This is a genomic window from Streptomyces sp. NPDC088124, from assembly GCF_040685895.1.
Lineage (GTDB): Bacteria > Actinomycetota > Actinomycetes > Streptomycetales > Streptomycetaceae > Streptomyces.
Genome location: NZ_JBFBJB010000004.1, coordinates 195,949 through 216,023, shown reverse-complemented (window position 1 = coordinate 216,023; position 20,075 = coordinate 195,949). Strand labels below are relative to the sequence as shown.

The window sequence follows — 20,075 nt, the reverse complement described above, 5'->3', positions numbered from 1 at the left end:
AGCCGATCGGCGGCCCGACGGCCCGGCGGCCCGGCGGTCAGAGCACGAAGGCCGCGGTGCCGTTGTCGGCGACCATCGGGCGCCCGGCGCCGTCCCAGGCGAGCATGCCGCCGTCCACGTTCACCGCGTCGATCCCCTGCTGCACCAGATACTGGGTGACCTGTGCGGACCGGCCGCCCACCCGGCACATCACGAAGGCCTTCCGGCCCTCGGCGACCGCCTCCGTGACCTCACCGAAGCGGGCCACGAAGTCACTCATCGGCACGTGCAGCGCGCCCTCGACATGACCGGCCGCCCACTCGTCGGCCTCCCGGACGTCCAGCACCAGGGCGTCGGAGGGCACCGCCGCGGCATCGACCGAGGGCAGCGGGGCGAAATTCATGGGTGTTGCCTTCTCTCGTACGGAACCGGGACCGGGGCCTGAGCCGGGGCGCGATCGCCGTGGCGGCACCCGGGCTCCGGAATCTACTCCACCAGTCTGGCGAGCTCCGCCTCACGCCCGGAGACCTCCGCGAGCAGCTGCTCCGCGATCTCCTCCAGCAGCCGGTCCGGATCGTCCGGCGCCATCCTGAGCATGGCTCCGATCGCGCCCTGCTCCAGCTCCTGAGCGACCAGCGTCAGCGTCTCCTTGCGCTGCGACAGCCACTCCAGCCGGGCGTACAGCTCCTCGCTCTCACTCAGCTCGGCCGGCCGCGGCGCGGGCCCCGCCGCCCACTCGCCGGCCAGCTCCAGCAGCTGCGCCTCGTCCCCGCGCCCGTACGCGGAGTTGACCCGCGTGAGGAATTCCTCACGGCGCGAGCGCTCCCGGTCGTCCTGCGCGAGATCCGGGTGCGACTTACGCACCAGGTCCCGGTAGAGCTTGCGCGCCTCGTCGCTCGGCCGGACCCGCTTGGGCGGCCGAACGGGCCGGTCCGTGAGCATCGCCGAGGCCTCGGGCGACAGACCGTCGGAATCGAGCCAATCGTGGAACAGCTCCTCCACGCCCGGCATCGGCTGCACCATCGCCCGCGCCTCCCGCGCCTTGCGCAGATCCTCCGGGTCGCCCGAGCGGGCGGCGCGGGCCTCCGCGATCAGCGCGTCCAGCTCGTCGAGCCGGGCGTACATCGGGCCGAGCCGCTGGTGGTGCAGCCGGGAGAAGTTCTCGACCTCGATCCGGAACGTCTCCAGGGCGATCTCGAACTCGATCAGCGCCTGCTCGGCGGCGCGCACGGCCCGCTCCAGGCGCGCCTCGGGGCGCGGGTCGGACGCTTCGGTGGCGTCCGGCACGTCTCGTACGTCCTGCTCGTCGTCGTTACGGATCGTCGGCTCCCCAGGGGCGTCGTGCATCACCCGCCCAGCCTACGGGCGGATCCGGCCGCCCCCGTCCCTCCCCGGCCCCCGGCACGCCCGTACCGGCCGCTCAGACGCCCAGTTCGGCGGAGATCCGCCCACCGCGCACCGCCGCGAGCAGCTCCGAGTGGTCCGCCTCCGTGCGGTCCGCGTACGCCACCGCGAACTCCGCCACGGCCGCGTCCAGTTCCTCGTTCCTGCCGCAGTACCCGGCGATCAGGCGCGGGTCCACGCTGTGCGCGTGGGCCCTGGCGAGCAGCGCCCCGGTCATCCGGGCGTAGTCGTCGACCTGGTCGGCGGGGAGCGCCGCCGGGTCCACGCTGCCCTTGCGGTTCCTGAACTGGCGCACCTGGCAGGGCCTGCCCAGGACCGTCGTCCAGCCCAGCAGGTTGTCGCTCACCACCTGCATCCGCTGCTGGCCGAGGACCACGCGCCGCCCCTCGTGCGCCACCCGGGGCGGCTCGAATCCGACGGCCGGCAGATGGGGCACCAGCGCGGACGGCCGCGCCTCCTTCACCTGGAGTACGAGCGGCTCCCCCCGGTGGTCCAGCAGGAGCACCACGTACGACCGAGTCCCCACGCTGCCGGTGCCGACGACCCGGAACGCCACGTCGTGGATCGCGTACCGCGCGAGCAGCGGCAGCCGGTCCGCCGGGAGGGTGGTCAGATACTCCTCCAGCGAGGCGGCCACGGCCGCCGCCTCCTCGTCGGGCACGCGCCGCAGCACGGGCGGCGCGTCGACGAAGCGCCGCCCGGCGGGGCCTTTCCCGCTCACGCCGTCCACCGCCTCGGTCGACCGGGCCGCGAACCGCGCGCTCGTGTTGTTGCGCGCCTTCTCCGAGACCCGCTCCAGCGTGCCGGCGAGATCACGGGCGTCCGTGTGCGAGACCAGCTCCTCGTCGGCGATGGCGTTCCACGCGTCGAGCACGGGCAGCTTCGCCAGCAGCCGCATCGTGCGCCGGTAGGCCCCCACCGCGTCGTACGCGGCGCCCCGGCAGGTGTCCTCGTCGGCGCCGGCCTCGCGCCCCGCCAGCACCAGCGAGGTGGCGAGCCGCTTGACGTCCCACTCCCAGGGGCCGACCACGGTCTCGTCGAAGTCGTTGAGATCGATGACGAGCCGGCCGCGCGCGTCCCCGTACAGGCCGAAATTGGCCGCGTGCGCGTCACCGCAGAGCTGCGCGCCGACCCCGGTGACCGGGGTGCCCGTCAGGTCATGGGCCATCAGTCCGGCGGAGCCGCGCAGAAAGGCGAAGGGGGTCGCGGCCATCCGCCCCACCCGTAGGGGAGTGAGCCTCGCCACCCGGCCCCGGCTGGATTCCTCGACGGCCCGCACCGCGTCCGGCCGCCCCGCCACCGCGGCCGACACGGCGTGCGAGGACCGCGGCACCCGCTCCCGCAGCGCGCGCCCCCGCGCCTTCGGCGTCCGCGCGCCGTCCGCCTCCGCCCGCACGGCGCGCGGCGCGAACCCCGGCACCGCCGGAATCCGTACCGCCCCGGCCGCCGTCGCCGGCCCCGCCGCCCGCGGACCAGCCGTCCCAGACCCGACACCGCCCATGGCGCGCCGCCTCCCCCGTACTCGTCTGCCCGTCGTGACTCGTCGTGTGAGATCAACCGCTCACGACGGTACCGCCGGTTTCGGCCAGGTGACCGCCCCTGTGGAAAACTCGGAACGGGCCCCGCCCGGCCGCCCGGCCGCCCGGCCGCCCGGCCGTAACCTGCGTCACAGAGCCGGATCCCGTACGGGGGGGGCGGCCCCCTCCGCCGGACCACGCACGACACCGCCCGGACATACGGAAGAACCCCCGCCCCGGAAGATCTCCGGAGCGGGGGTTCGACCAATCCGCTGTGGGTAATCACTGACTACCCGCTGTGCGCGAGGGGGGAGTTGAACCCCCACGCCCTTTCGGGCACTGGAACCTGAATCCAGCGCGTCTGCCTATTCCGCCACCCGCGCATTGGGTGCGTCGTCCGGTGCTTCACCTGCTGGTGTTGAGCTGGTGTGCGCTCCTGGCGACATCGAGAAGATTAGCACGCTGCGGAGGGTGGAATCACATCCGTTTGTTTCCGGGACCGTTCCACGGATCGACCGCGGAAGCAGGGAACGGACTCCGGGCGCCACCCACTCCTCCTGAGTGCACCCAGGGTGCGGGACACTGGCGTCGGGCCGCCTCTACGATCCGTGTGAGAGGTGACACTCATCGACGGGGCAGACAAGGGGAACCAGCCGATTTCCCGACGCGTGGATACGATCAGTAAGCAGTACCAGGACGGCAACGACGGAGGAGGTGCCCCATGGGAGTCATGAAGCGTTTCGAACAGCGTCTCGAAGGTTTGGTCAATGGCACCTTCGCGAAGGTGTTCAAGTCCGAGGTCCAGCCCGTCGAGATCGCGGGTGCCCTCCAACGCGAGTGCGACAACAACGCGACGATCTGGAACCGCGAGCGGACGGTCGTCCCGAACGACTTCATCGTGGAGCTGAGCACGCCGGACTTCGAGCGGCTCAGCCCGTACTCCGGCCAGCTCGGCGACGAACTGTCCGGGCTGGTCCGCGACTACGCGAAGCAGCAGCGGTACACCTTCATGGGGCCGATCAAGGTCCACCTGGAGAAGGCCGAGGACCTCGACACCGGTCTGTACCGGGTACGCAGCCGGACCCTGGCGTCGAGTACGTCACAGGACGGACCCGGCGGACCCGCGGGCGTCTCCGGCCGTCCCGGCCCCGCGGCCCCCTCGTCGCCTTCCCGGGGCGCCCCCGGCGGCTACGGCTACCCGCCCAGCGCCGTGCCCCCGATGCCCTCCTCCTCGCCGCCCGGAAGCTTGGCGGGCGGCCCCGGCGGCCGGCCCGCGGGCCCCGGCCCCGGCCCGCTGCCGCACGGCCAGGTGCGCCGCTGGATCGAGATCAACGGCACCCGCCACCAGATCTCCCGCGGCACCCTCGTCCTGGGCCGCAGCACCGACGCCGACGTACGGATCGACGACCCCGGGGTCTCGCGCAGGCACTGCGAAATCCGGGCGGGAACGCCCTCCACGATCCAGGACCTCGGGTCCACCAACGGCATCGTGGTAGACGGACAGCACACCACCCGCGCTACGCTCCGCGACGGCTCGCGGATCGTCGTGGGCAATACCACCATCGTTTTCAGGCAAGCCGAAGGGTGAAGCGGGGGCAATGTCAGAGCTGACCCTGACGGTCATGCGGCTAGGTTTTCTGGCCGTTCTGTGGCTGTTCGTGATCGTGGCCGTACAGGTCATCCGCAGCGACCTGTTCGGAACACGCGTCACGCAGCGCGGCTCACGCCGCAACGCAGACGCCCGCCCGCAGCAGGGACGCCAGTCCGCGGCGCCGCCCCAGCAGCGCCAGCAGCAACAGCAGGGGGGTCGGCAGCGCAGGGGAGCACCCACCAAGCTGGTCGTCTCCGAAGGGAGCCTCACCGGCACCACGGTGGCGCTCCAGGGACAGACGATCACGCTGGGCCGCGCCCACGATTCGACCATCGTGCTGGACGACGACTACGCGTCCAGCAGGCATGCCAGGATCTACCCGGACCGTGACGGTCAATGGATCGTCGAGGACCTCGGGTCCACCAACGGCACGTATCTCGACCGGACCCGGCTCACGACCCCGCAGCCGATCGCACTGGGCGCTCCGATCCGCATCGGAAAGACCGTCATCGAGCTGCGGAAGTAGTACGACAATGAGCGAGCGGAGCGAGCGAGCCGCGACGGTCCCCACAGCGGACCGCAGCAGGCTCCCGACCGGAGGGTGGGCAGTGTGGCTCGAGACCGGCTGGCGCGACAGTCGACCGGCGAGCCGACGGGCGAGGTGCGCATGAGTCTGTCTCTGCGTTTCGCCGCCGGGTCGCACAAAGGAATGATCCGGGAGGGGAACGAGGACTCCGGCTATGCCGGCCCCCGGCTGCTGGCCATCGCCGACGGCATGGGCGGCCAGGCGGCCGGAGAGGTCGCCTCGTCCGAGGTGATCTCCACTCTCGTGCAGCTCGACGACGACGTACCGGGCTCCGACCTCCTCACCTCGCTCGGTTCCGCGGTGCAGCGCGCCAACGACCAGCTCCGCGTCATGGTCGAGGAGGACCCCCAGCTGGAGGGCATGGGCACCACGCTCACCGCCCTCCTGTGGACCGGCCAGCGACTCGGCCTCGTCCATGTCGGGGACTCCCGCGCGTACCTCCTGCGCGACGGCGTACTGACCCAGATCACCCAGGACCACACCTGGGTGCAGCGGCTGGTCGACGAGGGCCGGATCACCGAGGAAGAGGCCACCACCCACCCGCAGCGCTCCCTGCTGATGCGCGCGCTGGGCAGCGGCGACCACGTCGAGCCCGACCTCTCCATCCGTGAGGTCCGCCCCGGCGACCGCTACCTGATCTGCTCGGACGGCCTCTCCGGCGTGGTCTCGCACCAGACGATGGAAGAGACCCTCGCCGGCTACCAGGGCCCCCAGGAGACCATCCAGGCCCTCATCCAGCTCGCCCTGCGCGGCGGCGGACCCGACAACATCACCTGCATCGTCGCCGACGTCCTGGACGCCGAGGCCAACGACACTCTGGCGGGACAGCTCAACGACACCCCCGTCGTCGTCGGCGCCGTCGCCGAGAACCAGCTCCCGCTGAACGCCGCCGAGAACGCCGCGGCGATGCAGACCCCGGCCGGCCGCGCCGCCGGCCTCGGCCGCGCCGTACCCCCGCAGACCGCCGGCAGTTTCGGCCCGCCCGGCAGCGGCGACGACACCGACTACGGGTACGGCGTGCCGCCCGGCAGCGGCTCCGACGGCTTCGGCGCGTACGACAGCGCCTCGGACGGCTTCGTCAAGGAGCGCCCGCGCCACCGGTGGCTCAAGAGATCTCTCTACTCCGTGCTCGCGCTGGCCGTCGTCGGCGGCGGTCTGTACAGCGGCTACCGCTGGACCCAGACGCAGTACTACGTAGGCGCCAGCGACCAGCACGTCGCCCTCTACCGGGGCATCAGCCAGGACCTCGCCTGGCTCTCGCTCTCGAAGGTCGAGAAGGACCACCCCGAGATCGAACTCAAGTACCTCCCTCCGTACCAGCGCAAGCAGGTGGAGGACACCATCGCCGAAGGCAGCCTCGCCAACGGCCGCAAGAAGATCGAGGAACTCGCCACCCAGGCGTCGGCGTGCAAGAAGGAAGAGCAGCGCCGCACCGCCGACCAAGAGTCCAATGTGGTCACGGGTGAGGGAGAGGCCGGCGGTACGACCGGTACGCCCCTCACGAAGTCCACCGTCAACCCGAAAGCCGCGACTCCCACTCCAGGCCCCAGCCTCTCGGAAGAGGAGCAGAAAGTGGCCTCGAACTGCGGTAAGCAGCAGTAGCCGGCCGTAGGGGGCCCTTCACCACCATGAGCGTTGTCACCAACACGACCACCATCGGCGCGATCGAAGCACCGAGCCGCCGCAACACCGAGCTCGTCCTGCTCGCCTTCGCCGTGGCCATCCCCGTGTTCGCGTATCTGAACGTGGGGCTGGCCATGGACGGCAAGGTCCCCGCGGGCATGCTCGGCTACGGGGCCGGGCTCAGCCTGCTCGCGGGCGTCGCGCACCTCGTGGTGCGCAAGTTCGCCCCGTACGCCGATCCGCTGTTCCTGCCGCTGGCGACGCTTCTCAACGGCCTCGGGCTGGTGCTGATCTGGCGCCTGGACCAGTCGCCGCGGCTGATCAAGCGTGCCGAGATCCTCTTCGGCTCCTACAGCCCCGACGCCCCCGGCCAGCTCCTCAACTCCGCGATCGGCGTCGCGCTCTTCGTCGGGGTACTGGTCCTGCTCAAGGACCACCGCGTCCTGCAGCGCTACACGTACATCTCGATGGCTCTCGCGCTCTTCCTGCTGATCCTGCCGATGTTCTTCCCCGCCATCAACGGCGCCAAGATCTGGATCACCCTCCCCGGCCTCGGCAGCATCCAGCCCGGCGAGTTCGCGAAGATCATCATCGCGGTCTTCTTCTCCGGCTACCTCATGGTGAAGCGGGACGCCCTGGCCCTCGCCAGCCGCCGCTTCATGGGCCTCTACCTGCCCCGGGGGCGCGACCTGGGGCCGATCCTCGGCATCTGGGGCATCTCGATCCTCATCCTGGTCTTCGAGACCGACCTCGGCACCTCCCTGCTCTTCTTCGGCCTCTTCGTGGTGATGCTGTACGTCGCCACCGAGCGGACCAGCTGGATCGTCTTCGGACTGCTGATGTCGGTCGGCGGAGCCGTCGGCGTCGCCTCCTTCGAGTCGCACGTCCAGTCCCGCGTCGAGGCCTGGCTCGACCCCTTCGCCTGCTACAAGGACAGCGGCGCCTGCGAGCAGATCGGCCAGGCCCTGCTCTCCTTCGGTTCCGGCGGCACCCTCGGCACCGGACTCGGCCAGGGCAACTCCGACCTCATCGGCTTCGCCGCCAACGCCGACTTCATCCTCACCACCATCGGCGAGGAACTGGGCCTGGCCGGCACCATGGCCGTCCTGATGATCTACGCGCTGATCATCGAGCGTGGCGTACGCACCGCCCTCGCCGCCCGCGACCCCTTCGGCAAGCTCCTCGCCATCGGGCTCTCCAGCGCCTTCGCCATCCAGGTCTTCGTCGTCGCCGGCGGCGTCATGGGACTCATCCCGCTGACCGGTATGACCATGCCGTTCGTCGCGTACGGCGGCTCCTCCGTCCTCGCCAACTGGGCCCTGATCGGCATTCTCATCCGCATCAGCGACACCGCGCGCCGACCCGCCCCGGCCCCCGCCCCGTCCCCCGACGCCGAGATGACCCAGGTGGTCCGACCGTGAACAAGCCCCTGCGCCGTATCGCCATCTTCTGCGGGCTCCTCATGCTCGCCCTGCTGATCCGGGAGAACTGGCTCGGCTTCGTACGCTCCAGCGAACTCACCTCGCACGAGTTCAACCGCCGGGTGCAGATCGAGCGGTACAGCAACGCACGGGGCAACATCATCGTCGACGGCAAGCCCATAACCGGCTCCGCCAAGACCGACGACACCGACTTCACGTACAAGCGCACCTACACCGACGGCGCGATGTGGGCGCCCGTCACCGGCTATGCCTCGCAGGCGTTCGGCGCCAACCAGATCGAGTCCATCGAGGACGGCGTCCTCACCGGCAACGACGACCGGCTCTTCTTCGACCGGACGATGTCCATGTTCACCGGCGACGAGAAGAAGGGCGGCAACGTCGTCACGACGCTCAGCAGCGCCGCCCAGAAGGCCGCGTACGAGGGCCTCGGCAAGAAGAAGGGCGCCGTCGCCGCGATCGAGCCGGCGACCGGCAAGATCCTCGCGCTGGCCTCCACCCCCAGCTACGACCCGTCCACCTTCGCCGGCAACTCGGAGAAGGACTCCAAGGCCTGGGTCGCCCTCGACAAGAAGAAGAACCCCGACGACCCGATGCTCAACCGGGCGCTGCGCGAGACCTACCCGCCGGGCTCCACCTTCAAGGTGCTGACCGCCGCCGCCGCCCTGGAGCACGGCAAGGTCACCGACGTCGACGCTCCCACCCAGACGCCGCTCCCCTGGATCATGCCCGGGACGACCACCCCGCTCCCGAACGAGGGCAACATCCCCTGCAAGGACGCCACGCTCCGGGTGGCCCTGCGCTACTCCTGCAACACCGTCTTCGGCAAGCTGGGTTCGGACCTGACCAAAGAGAAGATGCTGGAGACCGCGAAGAAGTTCGGCTTCAACGAGGAGCAGTTCGTCCCGGTCCGCGCGGCGGCCTCGGTCTTCCCCGAGGAGATGAACAGCTCGCAGACGGCGCTCTCCTCCATCGGCCAGTTCGACACCCGCGCCACGCCCCTCCAGATGGCTATGATCGCCGCCGCGGTCGCCAACGACGGCAAGCTGATGAAGCCGTACATGGTCGACCGCCTGGAGTCGCCCAGCGTCGACGTGCTCAACAAGACCGAGCCCGAGGAGCTGAGCCGGCCCCTCTCGCAGGAGAACGCCCAGAAGCTCCAGAGCATCATGGAGACCGTCGTCGACGAGGGCACGGGAACCAACGCCAAGATCCCGAACGTCACAGTAGGCGGGAAGACCGGCACCGCCCAGCACGGCGAGAACAACAGCAAGAACCCGTACGCGTGGTTCATCTCGTACGCCAAGACGGGTGACGGCTCCCCGGTTGCGGTCGCTGTCGTCGTCGCCGACAGCGATGCCAGCCGTGACGACATCTCCGGTGGTGGCCTCGCGGCCCCCATCGCCAAGGACGTGATGAAGGCGGTCATCGACAGCAAGAAGTGACGCCCGTCACGACACACGTCCATACCCGCACAATGCGATACCGGTCGTATATCAGCTCACCGTTACGGGCCAACCTCATACGGCGTGCCCGGTAGCGTAGGCGCGAACAGCACACCGCCGGACCACTCGCCGGTGCGGTCGGGACTGACGGAGAGGGCTGGAACGTTATGGAAGAGGCGCGTCGCCTCGGCGGCCGGTACGAACTGGGCTCGGTGCTCGGTCGTGGTGGCATGGCGGAGGTCTACCTCGCCCATGACACCCGGCTCGGCCGCTCCGTGGCCGTCAAGACCCTGCGGGCCGACCTGGCCCGCGACCCGTCCTTCCAGGCCCGGTTCCGCAGAGAGGCCCAGTCGGCGGCCTCGCTCAACCACCCGGCGATCGTCGCGGTCTACGACACCGGCGAGGACTACGTCGACGGGGTCTCCCTCCCGTACATCGTGATGGAGCACGTCGACGGCTCCACCCTCCGCGAGCTGCTGCACTCCGGGCGCAGGCTGCTGCCGGAGCGCACGCTGGAGATGACCGTGGGCATCCTCCAGGCGCTGGAGTACTCCCACCGCAACGGGATCGTCCACCGCGACATCAAGCCGGCCAACGTCATGCTGACGCGCACCGGCCAGGTCAAGGTCATGGACTTCGGCATCGCCCGCGCCATGGGCGACTCCGGCATGACGATGACCCAGACCTCGGCGGTCATCGGCACCGCCCAGTACCTCTCCCCGGAGCAGGCCAAGGGCGAACAGGTCGACGCGCGCTCCGACCTCTACTCCACCGGCTGCCTGCTCTACGAACTCCTCACGGTCCGGCCGCCGTTCATCGGCGACTCCCCGGTCGCCGTCGCCTATCAGCACGTACGGGAAGAGCCGCAGACGCCCAGCGTCTTCGACCCCGAGATCACGCCCGAGATGGACGCGATCGTCCTCAAGGCCCTCGTCAAGGACCCGGACTACCGCTACCAGTCCGCCGACGAGATGCGCGCCGACATCGAGGCCTGCCTCGACGGCCAGCCCGTCGCCGCCACCGCCGCCATGGGCGCGGTCGGCTACGGCGGGGGTTACGGCGCCGACCAGCCGACCACGGCGATGCGCGCGGGCGACCCGGCCGGCCAGACCTCGATGCTCCCGCCGGTCAACCCGGACGACGGCGGCTTCGGCGGGTACGACGACCGCCCGGCCCGCCGCCGCCAGCAGCCGAAGAAGTCCAACACATCGACCATCCTGCTCGCGGTCGCGGGCGTCCTGGTGCTGGTCGGCGCGATCCTCATCGGCAAGTGGCTCTTCGACGGCAGCGGCGGCGAGGCCACCGGCCAGGTGCCGGTCCCGCAACTCGTCGGCAAAACGCTCGAAGAAGCCCAGACACTCGCGGAGAACGCCTCCGTGAAGGTCGCCCAGTCGGGCGCGGAGCGCTGCGACCAGCCCAAGGGCTCCATCTGCAGCCAGGTGCCCGAGAGCGGCGACATGGACAAGGGCGAGACGATCCAGGTCGTCGTCTCCGAGGGCGCGCCGCAGATCGAGGTCCCGGACGTCACCGACAAGCAGAAGGACAAGGCGACCGTCCAGCTGGAGAACAAGAGCTTCAAGGTCGAGTACAAGGAGGAGGAGTCCGACCGGGACGCCGGCACGGTGCTCTCCCAGGACCCCGCGGGCAACTCCCAGGCCGAGAAGAACTCCACGGTCACGCTGACGATCGCCACGAACAGCTTGATCCCCGTCCCGGACGTGACCACCCAGAACGTGGACACGGCCGAGGCGCAGCTCAAGACGCTCGAATTCGTGGTCGTACGCAACCCGGTCGACTCCGACCAGCCCCCGGGCACGGTCGTCAAGCAGGACCCGGCGGGCGAGTCCAAGGCCGCCAAGGGCGCCACCATCACCCTGGACGTCTCCAAGGGGCCCCAGCAGGAGAAGGTGACCATCCCCGCGGACATCCTCGCCGGCAAGCGGCTCGGTGAGGTCAGGGGCACCCTCCAGGGCCAGGGCCTGAACGTCGCGGTCGCGGGCGGCTCGTCCAACGACGACAACGCCATCGTCATCAACAGCGACCCGCGCCCCGGCCAGGAAGTCAACAAGGGCGACACGGTCACCCTGACCACCTTCGGCGGCGGCAACAACGGTGGGAACAACGGCGGCGGCGACAACGGCGGTGGGAACAACGGCGGCAACAACGGCGGTGGCTTCTTCGCCGGCCAGTCCGGCTTCCGCAACGGGGAGCAGTAGCCGGACGCCGACGCCCCGGCGCGTCGCATGAGCTGAACGCCTCGGCGAACTGCCCCGGTACCCACCTGATGGGTACCGGGGCAGTTCGCGTGCCCGCGGGGGCGGCCTCCGGCCGTGACCGGCGGCGGCCGTCAGCGCAGCTCGGGCGGGGGCGTGCGCTCCTTGTCGACCTTCTCCGTACGCTCCAGCTCGGCCCAGACGATGTAGCGGTAGTCCGAGGTGTAGACGGGCGTGCAGGTCGTCAGCGTCAGATAGCGGCCCGGCTTGGTCTTCCCCGACTCCTTGGGCACCGGAGACAGCACGTCCACGTTGTACTTCGAGGTCTTCGGAAGCTCCTTGTAGACCTTGTAGACGTACCAGGTGTCCCGCGTCTCGAAGACCACCGGGTCACCCGTCCTGATCTTGTGGATGTTGTGGAACCGCGCCCCGTGCCCGTCCCGGTGGGCCGCCAGCGTGAAGTTGCCCTGCTCGTCCCAGGGCAGCGCCGACTTGACCGGATCCGTGTAGTACCCCGCGACGCCGTCGTTCAGCAGGGACGTACTCGTGCCCTTCTTCACCAGCACCTCGTCGGCGCCCATCGCCGGGACGTGCAGAAAGCCGATGCCGTCCGCCGGGTCGAAGCTCTTGGGGCCGCCGCCGGTCGCCTCACGCGCCCAGTTGTGCCGTACGTCGTCGCTCTGTCGGTCCGCCGCGCGGTCGGCCAGCACGTTCGTCCACCACAGCGAGTAGACGACGAAGAGGCCCAGCACCACCCCCGCGGTGATGAGCAGCTCACCGAAGACGCTGACGGCGGCGGCCACCCGGCCCCGGGGGCGGCGGACCGGGGCGGGCGCCGGGTCCCGGTCCGGGTCGCGTTCCTGGTCCTGGGCCTGTTCCTCGTGCCCGGTACTCGCTGCCACGGCACCCGTCCCCGTTTCCCTGTCGTGATTCCGGCCGCTCGTTCGTCGGCCGGGCCGCGCGGGGTCCCCGCCGGCCTCAGCCGACGAGTGCGTCGGGCTTCCCCTTGCTGCGCGGCCGTTCCTCCACCATCTTGCCCCACACGATCAGGCGGTAGGTACTGGTGAACTCGGGGGTGCACGTCGTCAGCGTGATGTAGCGGCCGGGCTTGGTGAACCCGGATCCCGGCGGCACAGGAGTGATCACGCTCACGTTCGACGGCGGGGTCTGCGGCAGGATGCTTGTCATGTCGTACGTGTAGTACGTGTTCTGCGTCTCGACGATGATCTTGTCGCCGGGCTGCAGCCGGTTGATGTAACGGAACGGCTCGCCATGGGTGTTGCGGTGTCCGGCCACCGCGAAGTTGCCCTGCTTGTCGGAGGGCATCGCCGTCTTGAGCGTGCCCTCCGCGTAATGGCCGACCATGCCCTGGTCCAGGACCTTCGCCTTGCTGATGCCTTCCGCGATCGGCACGACGACGTCCAGCTTCGGGATGTGCATGATGGCGAAGCCCTGCCCCGGCGCGAAGTTCCCGGGCTGCCGTCCCTCCGCCCAGTTGCTCTGGATCTTGTTCGTCTCCTTGCCGGCGATCTGGTCGGCCCGGATGTTCGTCCACCAGAGCTGGTACGTGACGAACAGCAGCATCAGCACACCGAAGCTGATGAACAGCTCACCGATCGCCCGGCTCGCGATCACCGCGGGGCTCTCCTTGAGGGCGCGCGCCGCCCGCCGCGCCTCCAGCCGGGAGAGCGGCCGGGAGGACGCCGCCGCGGCCCCCGCCGGGCCCGGGGCCGTCCGCTCCGCCTCGTTCCGGCCGCCTCCGCCGCCTACGCCGTTACGGCCGCTTCCGCCGCTTTCAGGTGTGTCCTCGTCCTCCGGCGCCTCGGCGCGTCTGCGGCCCCTGCCGCCGCTCTTGGCCGCCGCTCTCCGGCGCTCCGCACGGCCCCCGGTACGGGGCTCCGGCGCCGCCGGTACGGGCACGGCGGCCGGCAGCGGTCCCGGGCCCGGCACGGGCTCCACCACGGGCATCGGCTGCGTCACGAACGACGCCACGCCGGAGTCCGCGGAGCCGGCCGGGGGTATGGCGGCGGGAGCGGGTGCCGGGGCCGGATCCGGGTGCGGCCGTGCCTGCCGCGGAGCCGGTGCCGGGGCCATGGGCGGGGGCGCTCCGCCGCCGTCGTACAGCGGCCGCGGCGGCTCCGCCGCGTACTGCCGGTAGTAGTCCCCGGACCACTCGGGCTCGGCCGCGGCCCCCGGCACGGGCGCCGGCGGGCGCCCGGGTCCCGGCTCCGGCGGCTCGTCGCGCCGCGGGCCCCTGTGCCGCCCCTGCCGCCGCTCCGGGGGCTGTCGCTGTTCCGCGGCGCGCTGCCCCGGCAGGGGGTCGTTCAGCGGGTCGGTGAGGCCGTCCACCGCCGCCTCGAACGCGCGGGTGTCCCCGTACGGACCCGGCCGGAATCCGTCCGGTTCGTATCTGCCCGGTCCGTATCCCTCCGGCTCGTACGCGGACCCGTGACCGGCGCCGTGTTCGGGGCGCGGTGGGGTCACGCGAGCGCCTTGCCCACCACCGGCGCCAGTCCCGTCGAGCGGTCCACGGCACCCGGATCACCGCACTGCGCCAGCCAGTTGGCCAGCATCAGGTGGCCGTGCTCGGTGAGCACCGACTCCGGGTGGAACTGCACCCCCTCGACGGGCAGTTCACGGTGGCGTACGCCCATGATGATCCCGTCCTCGGTCCGCGCCGTGACCTCCAGCTCGGCCGGCAGCTCGGCCGGCTCGGCCGCGAGCGAGTGGTAGCGGGTCGCCGTGAACGGCGAGGGCAGCCCGGCGAAGACGCCCCTGCCCTCGTGCGTGACGAGCGACGTCTTGCCGTGCAGCAGCTCGGGCGCCCGGCCGACGACGCCGCCGTACGCGACGGCCATCGACTGCATGCCGAGGCAGACGCCGAAGACGGGCAGCCCGATCCCGGCACAGTGGCGCACCATCTCGACGCAGACACCGGCCTGTTCGGGGGTGCCGGGGCCCGGGGAGAGCAGGACGCCGTCGAAGCCCTCCTCGGCGTGCGAGGTGGCCACCTCGTCGTTGCGCAGGACCTCGCACTCGGCCCCGAGCTGGTAGAGGTACTGGACGAGGTTGAAGACGAAGCTGTCGTAGTTGTCCACGACCAGGATGCGCGCGCTCATCGGGCCGCCCCCGCTCCGTCGACCGTCACGTCGTTGAACGGCAGCAGCGGCTCCGCCCACGGGAAGACGTACTGGAACAGCGCGTAGACGACGGCGAGCGCCAACACGAGCGAGATCGCCGCCCGTACCAATGCGTTGCCCGGCAGATGACGCCAGATCCAGCCGTACATGCTGTCCCTTCCGTTCGGTACCGCACCAGGCGGTACGGCACCAGACTAAAGGGCCGCGGGGGCACGTGGGCGGTGATGAGCCAGCTGCGCGGAGGTTCCGGACTTGCTCTTCGTCACTCGTCCCCGTCGTCCGCGGGCGTCGCGTAGTGCAGGTCGATCGTGCCCGAGTAGCCGGGGAGCGTCTCTTTGCGCAGCTCATCGACTTTCCAGCCGAGTCCGTACGCCTTCACGTACAGCTCGTAGTTCTGGATCGCGGGCGAGTCGTCGAGCGCCTTGCGGAGCTTGGTCCGGTCGCCGACGGCCGTGATCCGGTACGGCGGGGAGTAGACGCGGCCCTGGAGGATCAGGGTGTTGCCCACGCACCGGACGGCGCTGGTGGAGATCAGCCGCTGGTCCATGACGCGGATGCCCTCGGCGCCGCCCTGCCACAGCGCGTTCACGACGGCCTGGAGGTCCTGCTGGTGGATGACGAGGTCGTTGGGCTGCGGTTCGGGGTAGCCGGGGTTGGCGGTGGCGTCGGGCGGGGCGTCGTCAAGGGTGACGGTGAGGCCGGGGCCCGTGACCTCCTTGGTGCCCGCGGCGCTCTCCAGGGCGCGCAGCTGGGCGTTCTCCGCCTCGGAGGTGCCGTGGTCACGGCTGACGAGCCGCTCGTTGCCGCGCCGTATCGCGGCGGTGGTGTCGCCCAGCTCGGCGTTCTTCCGGTCGCGTTCGTGGATCAGGTCGGAGAGCTTGAGGAGCGAGGTGTCCGTACGGATGTTGGTGCCCTTGGCCGTGTTGAAGCTCGTCACGAAGATCAGCCCGGCGAGGGCGAAGACGGCGGCCGTGAGGCCCCGGACGGGGCGTATCCGTGACCGGCGGCCCGGCGGGTTTCCCGGCTGTTCGTCCGGCCGGTTCACCAGCCCTGGGGGAGAGTCGGCTGAATTGCTCAACGTACCCTTATCTCCTTAGGCGCCGCGGAAGCACTACGCTAACGGACGCCCGGGGGCGGCGGTTCCCCCTGCTCTCCGCCCCGGGACCCGTTAACAGTCCCCTGCGCGGTCACGCAGCGCATCGACAGGAGAGTCCCTCGTGCCGAAGTCACGTATCCGCAAGAAGGCCGACTTCACACCGCCCCCGGCGGCGAAGGAGGCGACCGCCATAAGGCTCACCAACCGCAGCTGGGTGGCTCCGGTCATGCTGGCCCTGTTCCTGATCGGGCTTGCGTGGATCGTCGTCTTCTACGTGACCGAGGGCGATCTCCCGATGAAGAGCTTCGGGAACTGGAACATCGTGGTCGGGTTCGGCTTCATCGCGGCCGGCTTCGGCGTCTCCACCCAGTGGAAGTAGCGGCCCGGCCGCTCCCCGTCAAGCTCTCCCCACGCTTGTCCACATTGTTATCCACAGGCAGGGGAAAAGGTCAGAAGATCTGTGGATAACCCCGCGGGTCGTTGACGCCGGTGTGACCGATCCGGTCCCTCCGATCATGTGACAGCCCCTTGTCTCCGCTGGTCAAACCCGTTCCGGCGACAAGGGGCACGCATGTTCCCCACAGGATGCACAAGATCCGGCACACTCTGTGGACAACTGGCCTCAGGTGTACTTCGGAACTGCCGGAACTGCCCCCTGGATCGGCCTCAGGTGAGCTGCATCGTCCGGGCCACGACGATCCCGACCGTCACCAGCAGCACCAGCGCGCACGTCCCGTACTGCACCACCGTCCGGTGCGCCCGGGGCGCGTGGACCATCCCTATGGCGATCGCGACGCCCGCGACCAGGCCGCCGACATGGGCCTCCCAGGCGATACCGCTCCAGGTGAAGGTGAAGAGCAGGTTCAGCGCCAGCAGGGCGAGGACCGGCCGCATGTCGTAGTTGAGCCGGCGCATCAGCACGGCGGTGGCGCCGAGCAGCCCGAAGACGGCGCCCGACGCGCCCAGCGAGAGCTGGTTGGGCGCCGCGATCAGATAGGTGAGCGCGCTGCCGGCCAGCCCGGAGAGCAGGTAGAGCGCCAGATAGCGGGCGCGGCCGAGCGCGGCTTCCAGCGGACCGCCGAGCCACCACAGGCCCAGCATGTTGAAGGCGATGTGCCACACCTCCTGGTGCAGGAACATCGAGGTGACCAGCCGGTACCACTCGCCGTCCGCGACACCGATGACCTGGCCCGAGCTGTAGGCGCCGCCGATGAGCCCGAGGTCGAGGACGAGCCGGTCATGGTCGCCCACGGCGAGGACGGCGACGAAGACGGCGACATTGATGCCGAGCAGGATCTTGGTGAGCAGCCGCGGGTCGGCGGCGACGGTGCCGCCCGCGAGGGTGCGCGGCAGGTTGGCGGTGGCGCCGTGGCCCGTACCGGATCCCTGTCGGACGCACTCGGGGCACTGGAATCCGACCGAGGCGCTGATCATGCACTCCGGGCAGATGGGCCGGTCGCAGCGCGTGCAGCTTATGCCCGTCTCCCGGCCGGGATGGCGGTAGCAGCTCGGCGGGCCGTCGGTGACGGCGGGCTGGTCCTGGCCTCCGCGGCCTCCTGGCGGCTGGTCCATCGGTCCCCTCGGTCTTCGTGGCGGCGGGCGGTACGCAGCGCACCGCCCCGCCCGTCCGGTATGTAACCACTACGGACGGGCAGGGCGGGAAGGTTCCCGGAGTGCGGGAACCGGTCGGCGGCGGGTCGGCACGGGGGCCGGTGGTGTCGGCACGGGGCCGGTGGTTCAGCGGGTCTCGACGACGACCGATTCGATCACGACGTCCTGGAGCGGGCGGTTGGTGCCCGGGTTGGTCGGGACGGAGATGATCGCGTCGACGACCTTCTTGCTCGCGGCGCCGCTGACCTCGCCGAAGATGGTGTGCTTGCGGTTCAGCCAGTCGGTCGGCGAGACGGTGATGAAGAACTGCGAGCCATTGGTCCCCGGTCCCGCGTTGGCCATCGCCAGCAGGTACGGCTTGTCGAAGGCCAGCTCGGGGTGGAACTCGTCCGCGAACTCGTACCCCGGACCGCCGGTGCCGTTGCCCAGGGGGTCACCGCCCTGGATCATGAAGCCCTTCATCACGCGGTGGAAGACAGTGCCGTCGTAGAGCGGCTCCGTCGTCTTCCGGCCGGTCGCCGGGTGGGTCCACTCCCGTTCGCCCTGGGCCAGTTCGACGAAGTTCTTGACCGTCTTGGGCGCGTGGTAGGGCAGAAGCCGCAGCTCGATGTCGCCCTGGCTGGTCTTGAGGGTGGCGTAAAGCTGCTCGGCCACGATGTGCCTTCCGTGAGTCGTCGCTGACGTGCACGATCCTCGCACGGAAGCAGCGGCGGAACGCGGCCGCGGAAGGCAGGTCCCGGGGAAGGTCCGGAAGTCAGGCCGGAAGTCAGGCCGGAAGTCAGGGCCTGAGGGCGGGTTCAGACGGCCCGTCGGGCATGCCGAAGGGACGGACGCCCGGGATGACACGGATGCCCGTAACGCGTGCCGGGATCGTCACCGGCAGGCATGATTTCGAAAAGGGTGGACAGGCGACATACGGAACGCCACCGAGGAGGATGATCCTGTGACCCGCATGGACAGCGTGCTCGCCGCTACCGGTTCGGCGAAGGACAGCGTGCAGCACGCCGCGGAAGCGGTGGCCCCTTACGCCGGCACGGCAAAGGAGCAGGCCACTCTGGCCAAGGAACAAGCGGCGCTGTACGCCCGCGAAGCACGGGTACGGCTCGCGCCGGCGGTCTCGAAAGCCGCCGAGCAGGCTCGTGTTCAGTACGGAACGTATGTGGCGCCCCGGGTACCCCCGAAGGTCGATGACGCGGCTCACCGTGCCGCCGTACGCACCCGCAGGGCCGCCCGTCAGGCGGCGGACTACACGGTGCCACGGGTCGGTCTGGCGGTGGCCACGGCCCAGCCGGTGGCGGAGCAGGCCGCGGCGCGTTCGGTGGCGGCGCTGGCCGCCCTGCGCGGACAGGTCACACCGAAGGAGATCCGGAAGCTGGTGCGCAAGCACGAGCGCCGGGCCAGGGCCGGCCGGATCGCCAAGGGCCTCGCGGTCCTCGGTGTGGTGGCCGGTGGAGCTTTCGCGGCGTGGAAGTGGTGGGACAAGCAGGCGAACCCGGACTGGCTGGTGGAGCCGCCGGCCGCCACGGAGGTCTCGGAGCGCGCCCCGCTGACATCGGTGGACGGCAGTCCCCTGGAGGGCAGCCATGTGGTCGATCCGCTCGACGCCGAGGTACAGGCGAAGCAGGACGACGCGGAGACCGGGGAGCGGGACCGGAACCGGGACGACCGTCCCTGACCACCCGGGCCGTACGAGCGCCTCACGCCGCGACGAGTGCCGCGGCGGCACGGGCGTCGGGTCGGGCGTCGGAGTCCGGGCGGGCGGCGGAGTCCGGGCGGGCGGCGGAGTCCGGGCGGGCGGCGGAGCGGGCATCCGGACGGGCGTCACCGCGGGCACCGGAGGAGGCGTGCGGGTGAGCGTCGGCCCGGGCACCGGAGGAGGCATCCGAACGGGTGTCACCGTGGGCAGCGAAATAGGCGTCCGAGCGGGCACTTGCACCGGTGCCGGCACCGACGCCGACACCGGAGTGAACACCTTCACCGTCCGGCACCGCGAGGGCGGGCAGGTGACGGACCGACGGTGACGAGCCGTGCGCCTCGGCGCGGATGCGCTGCTTGATCGTGGGCGGCAGGGAGCGGGCCCGCGGCAGGGCCCGGGGCACGGTCGCCCTGGGCACGGACGATCTGGCCGCCGGTACGGACGCGGCGGCCCGGTGCGCGGCGGCGGGCGCCTGCTCCGGCCGGCCGGCGGTGTCGGCGCCGGACCGGTCGGCCGGCTGCTGGGCGCCACGGGCGGCGGCGGTGGCCGGGGTGGTGAGCCCCAGGGAGGCGAGCACCGCGAAGAACGCGGTGAGGAAGACGGTCCACAGTTTCTTGACCTTGAAGGCGGCCATGACCCCTCGCTTTCGATCGAGTTCCGGATCTGCTGTTTCGGATCTGCTGTTTGCTTCGGATCTGCTGCTTCGAGTTGCGCTTTCGGTCGGGGCGATCTACA

19 protein-coding genes and 1 tRNA gene are annotated in these 20,075 nt (G+C 70.6%); 8 read left to right on the top strand and 12 right to left on the bottom strand.

Features of this window, described 5'->3' with window-relative positions:
- Positions 1-37 precede the first annotated feature (37 nt).
- The 4 genes from AB0P17_RS04930 to AB0P17_RS04915 form a co-directional block, all read right to left on the bottom strand.
- Positions 38-382, bottom strand: coding sequence for a rhodanese-like domain-containing protein (locus AB0P17_RS04930; RefSeq protein WP_365807610.1), 345 nt, complete (start codon positions 380-382; stop codon positions 38-40).
- A gap of 83 nt (positions 383-465) precedes the next feature.
- Positions 466-1,329, bottom strand: a complete 864-nt coding sequence (locus AB0P17_RS04925) for a hypothetical protein (protein ID WP_365807608.1) — start codon at positions 1,327-1,329, stop codon at positions 466-468.
- A 70-nt stretch (positions 1,330-1,399) separates the two neighbouring features.
- A complete protein-coding gene (locus AB0P17_RS04920; protein WP_365807606.1) occupies positions 1,400-2,884 on the bottom strand; it encodes a DUF2252 domain-containing protein in 1,485 nt (494 codons plus the stop codon).
- Positions 2,885-3,199: 315 nt separating this feature from the next.
- Positions 3,200-3,283: transfer RNA gene (locus AB0P17_RS04915), tRNA-Leu, on the bottom strand.
- A 338-nt stretch (positions 3,284-3,621) separates the two neighbouring features.
- Here AB0P17_RS04915 and AB0P17_RS04910 point away from each other — a divergent pair.
- The 6 genes from AB0P17_RS04910 to pknB all read left to right on the top strand — a co-directional run bounded on the left by AB0P17_RS04910 (position 3,622) and on the right by pknB (position 11,800).
- Positions 3,622-4,488, top strand: coding sequence for a DUF3662 and FHA domain-containing protein (locus AB0P17_RS04910; RefSeq protein ID WP_365807605.1), 867 nt, complete (start codon positions 3,622-3,624; stop codon positions 4,486-4,488).
- Positions 4,489-4,498: 10 nt separating this feature from the next.
- A complete protein-coding gene (locus tag AB0P17_RS04905) occupies positions 4,499-5,017 on the top strand; it encodes an FHA domain-containing protein (protein WP_365807604.1) in 519 nt (172 codons plus the stop codon).
- 141 nt (positions 5,018-5,158) lie between these two features.
- Complete coding sequence (locus tag AB0P17_RS04900; RefSeq protein WP_365807603.1) at positions 5,159-6,679, top strand: PP2C family serine/threonine-protein phosphatase; 1,521 nt, start codon at positions 5,159-5,161, stop codon at positions 6,677-6,679.
- A gap of 26 nt (positions 6,680-6,705) precedes the next feature.
- Positions 6,706-8,121, top strand: coding sequence for an FtsW/RodA/SpoVE family cell cycle protein (locus AB0P17_RS04895; protein ID WP_365807601.1), 1,416 nt, complete (start codon positions 6,706-6,708; stop codon positions 8,119-8,121).
- A complete protein-coding gene (locus AB0P17_RS04890) occupies positions 8,118-9,584 on the top strand; it encodes a penicillin-binding transpeptidase domain-containing protein (RefSeq protein WP_365807600.1) in 1,467 nt (488 codons plus the stop codon). The genes AB0P17_RS04895 and AB0P17_RS04890 overlap by 4 nt, the downstream gene beginning before the upstream one ends.
- Before the next feature lie 167 nt (positions 9,585-9,751).
- The gene (pknB, locus tag AB0P17_RS04885; protein ID WP_365807598.1) at positions 9,752-11,800 is read left to right on the top strand and encodes a Stk1 family PASTA domain-containing Ser/Thr kinase; all 2,049 of its coding nucleotides are present in this window, start codon (positions 9,752-9,754) and stop codon (positions 11,798-11,800) included.
- Between the two features lie 131 nt (positions 11,801-11,931).
- Here pknB and AB0P17_RS04880 read toward each other — a convergent pair whose 3' ends face one another.
- The 5 genes from AB0P17_RS04880 to AB0P17_RS04860 all read right to left on the bottom strand — a co-directional run bounded on the left by AB0P17_RS04880 (position 11,932) and on the right by AB0P17_RS04860 (position 15,931).
- Positions 11,932-12,600 (bottom strand): class E sortase, encoded by a 669-nt coding sequence (locus AB0P17_RS04880; protein ID WP_365807701.1) that lies wholly within the window; start codon positions 12,598-12,600, stop codon positions 11,932-11,934.
- Positions 12,601-12,775: 175 nt separating this feature from the next.
- Positions 12,776-14,146: a class E sortase gene (locus AB0P17_RS04875; RefSeq protein ID WP_365807699.1), complete on the bottom strand. Its 1,371-nt coding sequence runs from the start codon at positions 14,144-14,146 to the stop codon at positions 12,776-12,778.
- A 131-nt stretch (positions 14,147-14,277) separates the two neighbouring features.
- A complete protein-coding gene (locus AB0P17_RS04870; protein ID WP_365807596.1) occupies positions 14,278-14,916 on the bottom strand; it encodes an aminodeoxychorismate/anthranilate synthase component II in 639 nt (212 codons plus the stop codon).
- The gene (locus AB0P17_RS04865; protein WP_365807594.1) at positions 14,913-15,086 is read right to left on the bottom strand and encodes a hypothetical protein; all 174 of its coding nucleotides are present in this window, start codon (positions 15,084-15,086) and stop codon (positions 14,913-14,915) included. Before AB0P17_RS04865 ends, AB0P17_RS04870 begins: the two co-directional genes overlap by 4 nt.
- 113 nt (positions 15,087-15,199) lie before the next feature.
- Positions 15,200-15,931, bottom strand: a complete 732-nt coding sequence (locus AB0P17_RS04860) for a DUF881 domain-containing protein (protein ID WP_365807697.1) — start codon at positions 15,929-15,931, stop codon at positions 15,200-15,202.
- Positions 15,932-16,154: 223 nt separating this feature from the next.
- On the opposite strand from AB0P17_RS04860, the gene crgA reads away from it, so the two are divergent.
- Positions 16,155-16,412, top strand: a complete 258-nt coding sequence (crgA, locus tag AB0P17_RS04855) for a cell division protein CrgA (protein WP_365807593.1) — start codon at positions 16,155-16,157, stop codon at positions 16,410-16,412.
- A 287-nt stretch (positions 16,413-16,699) separates the two neighbouring features.
- On the opposite strand, the gene AB0P17_RS04850 is transcribed toward crgA, so the two are convergent.
- Both AB0P17_RS04850 and AB0P17_RS04845 read right to left on the bottom strand, forming a co-directional pair.
- A complete protein-coding gene (locus tag AB0P17_RS04850) occupies positions 16,700-17,605 on the bottom strand; it encodes a rhomboid family intramembrane serine protease (protein ID WP_365807590.1) in 906 nt (301 codons plus the stop codon).
- A 165-nt stretch (positions 17,606-17,770) separates the two neighbouring features.
- A complete protein-coding gene (locus AB0P17_RS04845) occupies positions 17,771-18,298 on the bottom strand; it encodes a peptidylprolyl isomerase (RefSeq protein WP_365807588.1) in 528 nt (175 codons plus the stop codon).
- Positions 18,299-18,587: 289 nt separating this feature from the next.
- Between AB0P17_RS04845 and AB0P17_RS04840 the strand changes: the two genes are divergently transcribed.
- Positions 18,588-19,319, top strand: a complete 732-nt coding sequence (locus tag AB0P17_RS04840; RefSeq protein ID WP_365807587.1) for a DUF5324 family protein — start codon at positions 18,588-18,590, stop codon at positions 19,317-19,319.
- 22 nt (positions 19,320-19,341) lie between these two features.
- On the opposite strand, the gene AB0P17_RS04835 is transcribed toward AB0P17_RS04840, so the two are convergent.
- The gene (locus tag AB0P17_RS04835) at positions 19,342-19,974 is read right to left on the bottom strand and encodes a DUF6344 domain-containing protein (RefSeq protein WP_365807585.1); all 633 of its coding nucleotides are present in this window, start codon (positions 19,972-19,974) and stop codon (positions 19,342-19,344) included.
- Between the last annotated feature and the right edge of the window lie 101 nt (positions 19,975-20,075).

Coding starts and splice junctions, on each gene's coding strand:
- AB0P17_RS04930 (WP_365807610.1), bottom strand. CDS start 382: ATGAATTTCGCCCCGCTGCCCTCGGTCGATGCCGCGGCGGTGCCCTCC.
- AB0P17_RS04920 (WP_365807606.1), bottom strand. CDS start 2,884: ATGGGCGGTGTCGGGTCTGGGACGGCTGGTCCGCGGGCGGCGGGGCCG.
- AB0P17_RS04910 (WP_365807605.1), top strand. CDS start 3,622: ATGGGAGTCATGAAGCGTTTCGAACAGCGTCTCGAAGGTTTGGTCAAT.
- AB0P17_RS04905 (WP_365807604.1), top strand. CDS start 4,499: ATGTCAGAGCTGACCCTGACGGTCATGCGGCTAGGTTTTCTGGCCGTT.
- AB0P17_RS04900 (WP_365807603.1), top strand. CDS start 5,159: ATGAGTCTGTCTCTGCGTTTCGCCGCCGGGTCGCACAAAGGAATGATC.
- AB0P17_RS04895 (WP_365807601.1), top strand. CDS start 6,706: ATGAGCGTTGTCACCAACACGACCACCATCGGCGCGATCGAAGCACCG.
- pknB (WP_365807598.1), top strand. CDS start 9,752: ATGGAAGAGGCGCGTCGCCTCGGCGGCCGGTACGAACTGGGCTCGGTG.
- AB0P17_RS04870 (WP_365807596.1), bottom strand. CDS start 14,916: ATGAGCGCGCGCATCCTGGTCGTGGACAACTACGACAGCTTCGTCTTC.
- AB0P17_RS04865 (WP_365807594.1), bottom strand. CDS start 15,086: ATGTACGGCTGGATCTGGCGTCATCTGCCGGGCAACGCATTGGTACGG.
- AB0P17_RS04850 (WP_365807590.1), bottom strand. CDS start 17,605: ATGGACCAGCCGCCAGGAGGCCGCGGAGGCCAGGACCAGCCCGCCGTC.
- AB0P17_RS04835 (WP_365807585.1), bottom strand. CDS start 19,974: ATGGCCGCCTTCAAGGTCAAGAAACTGTGGACCGTCTTCCTCACCGCG.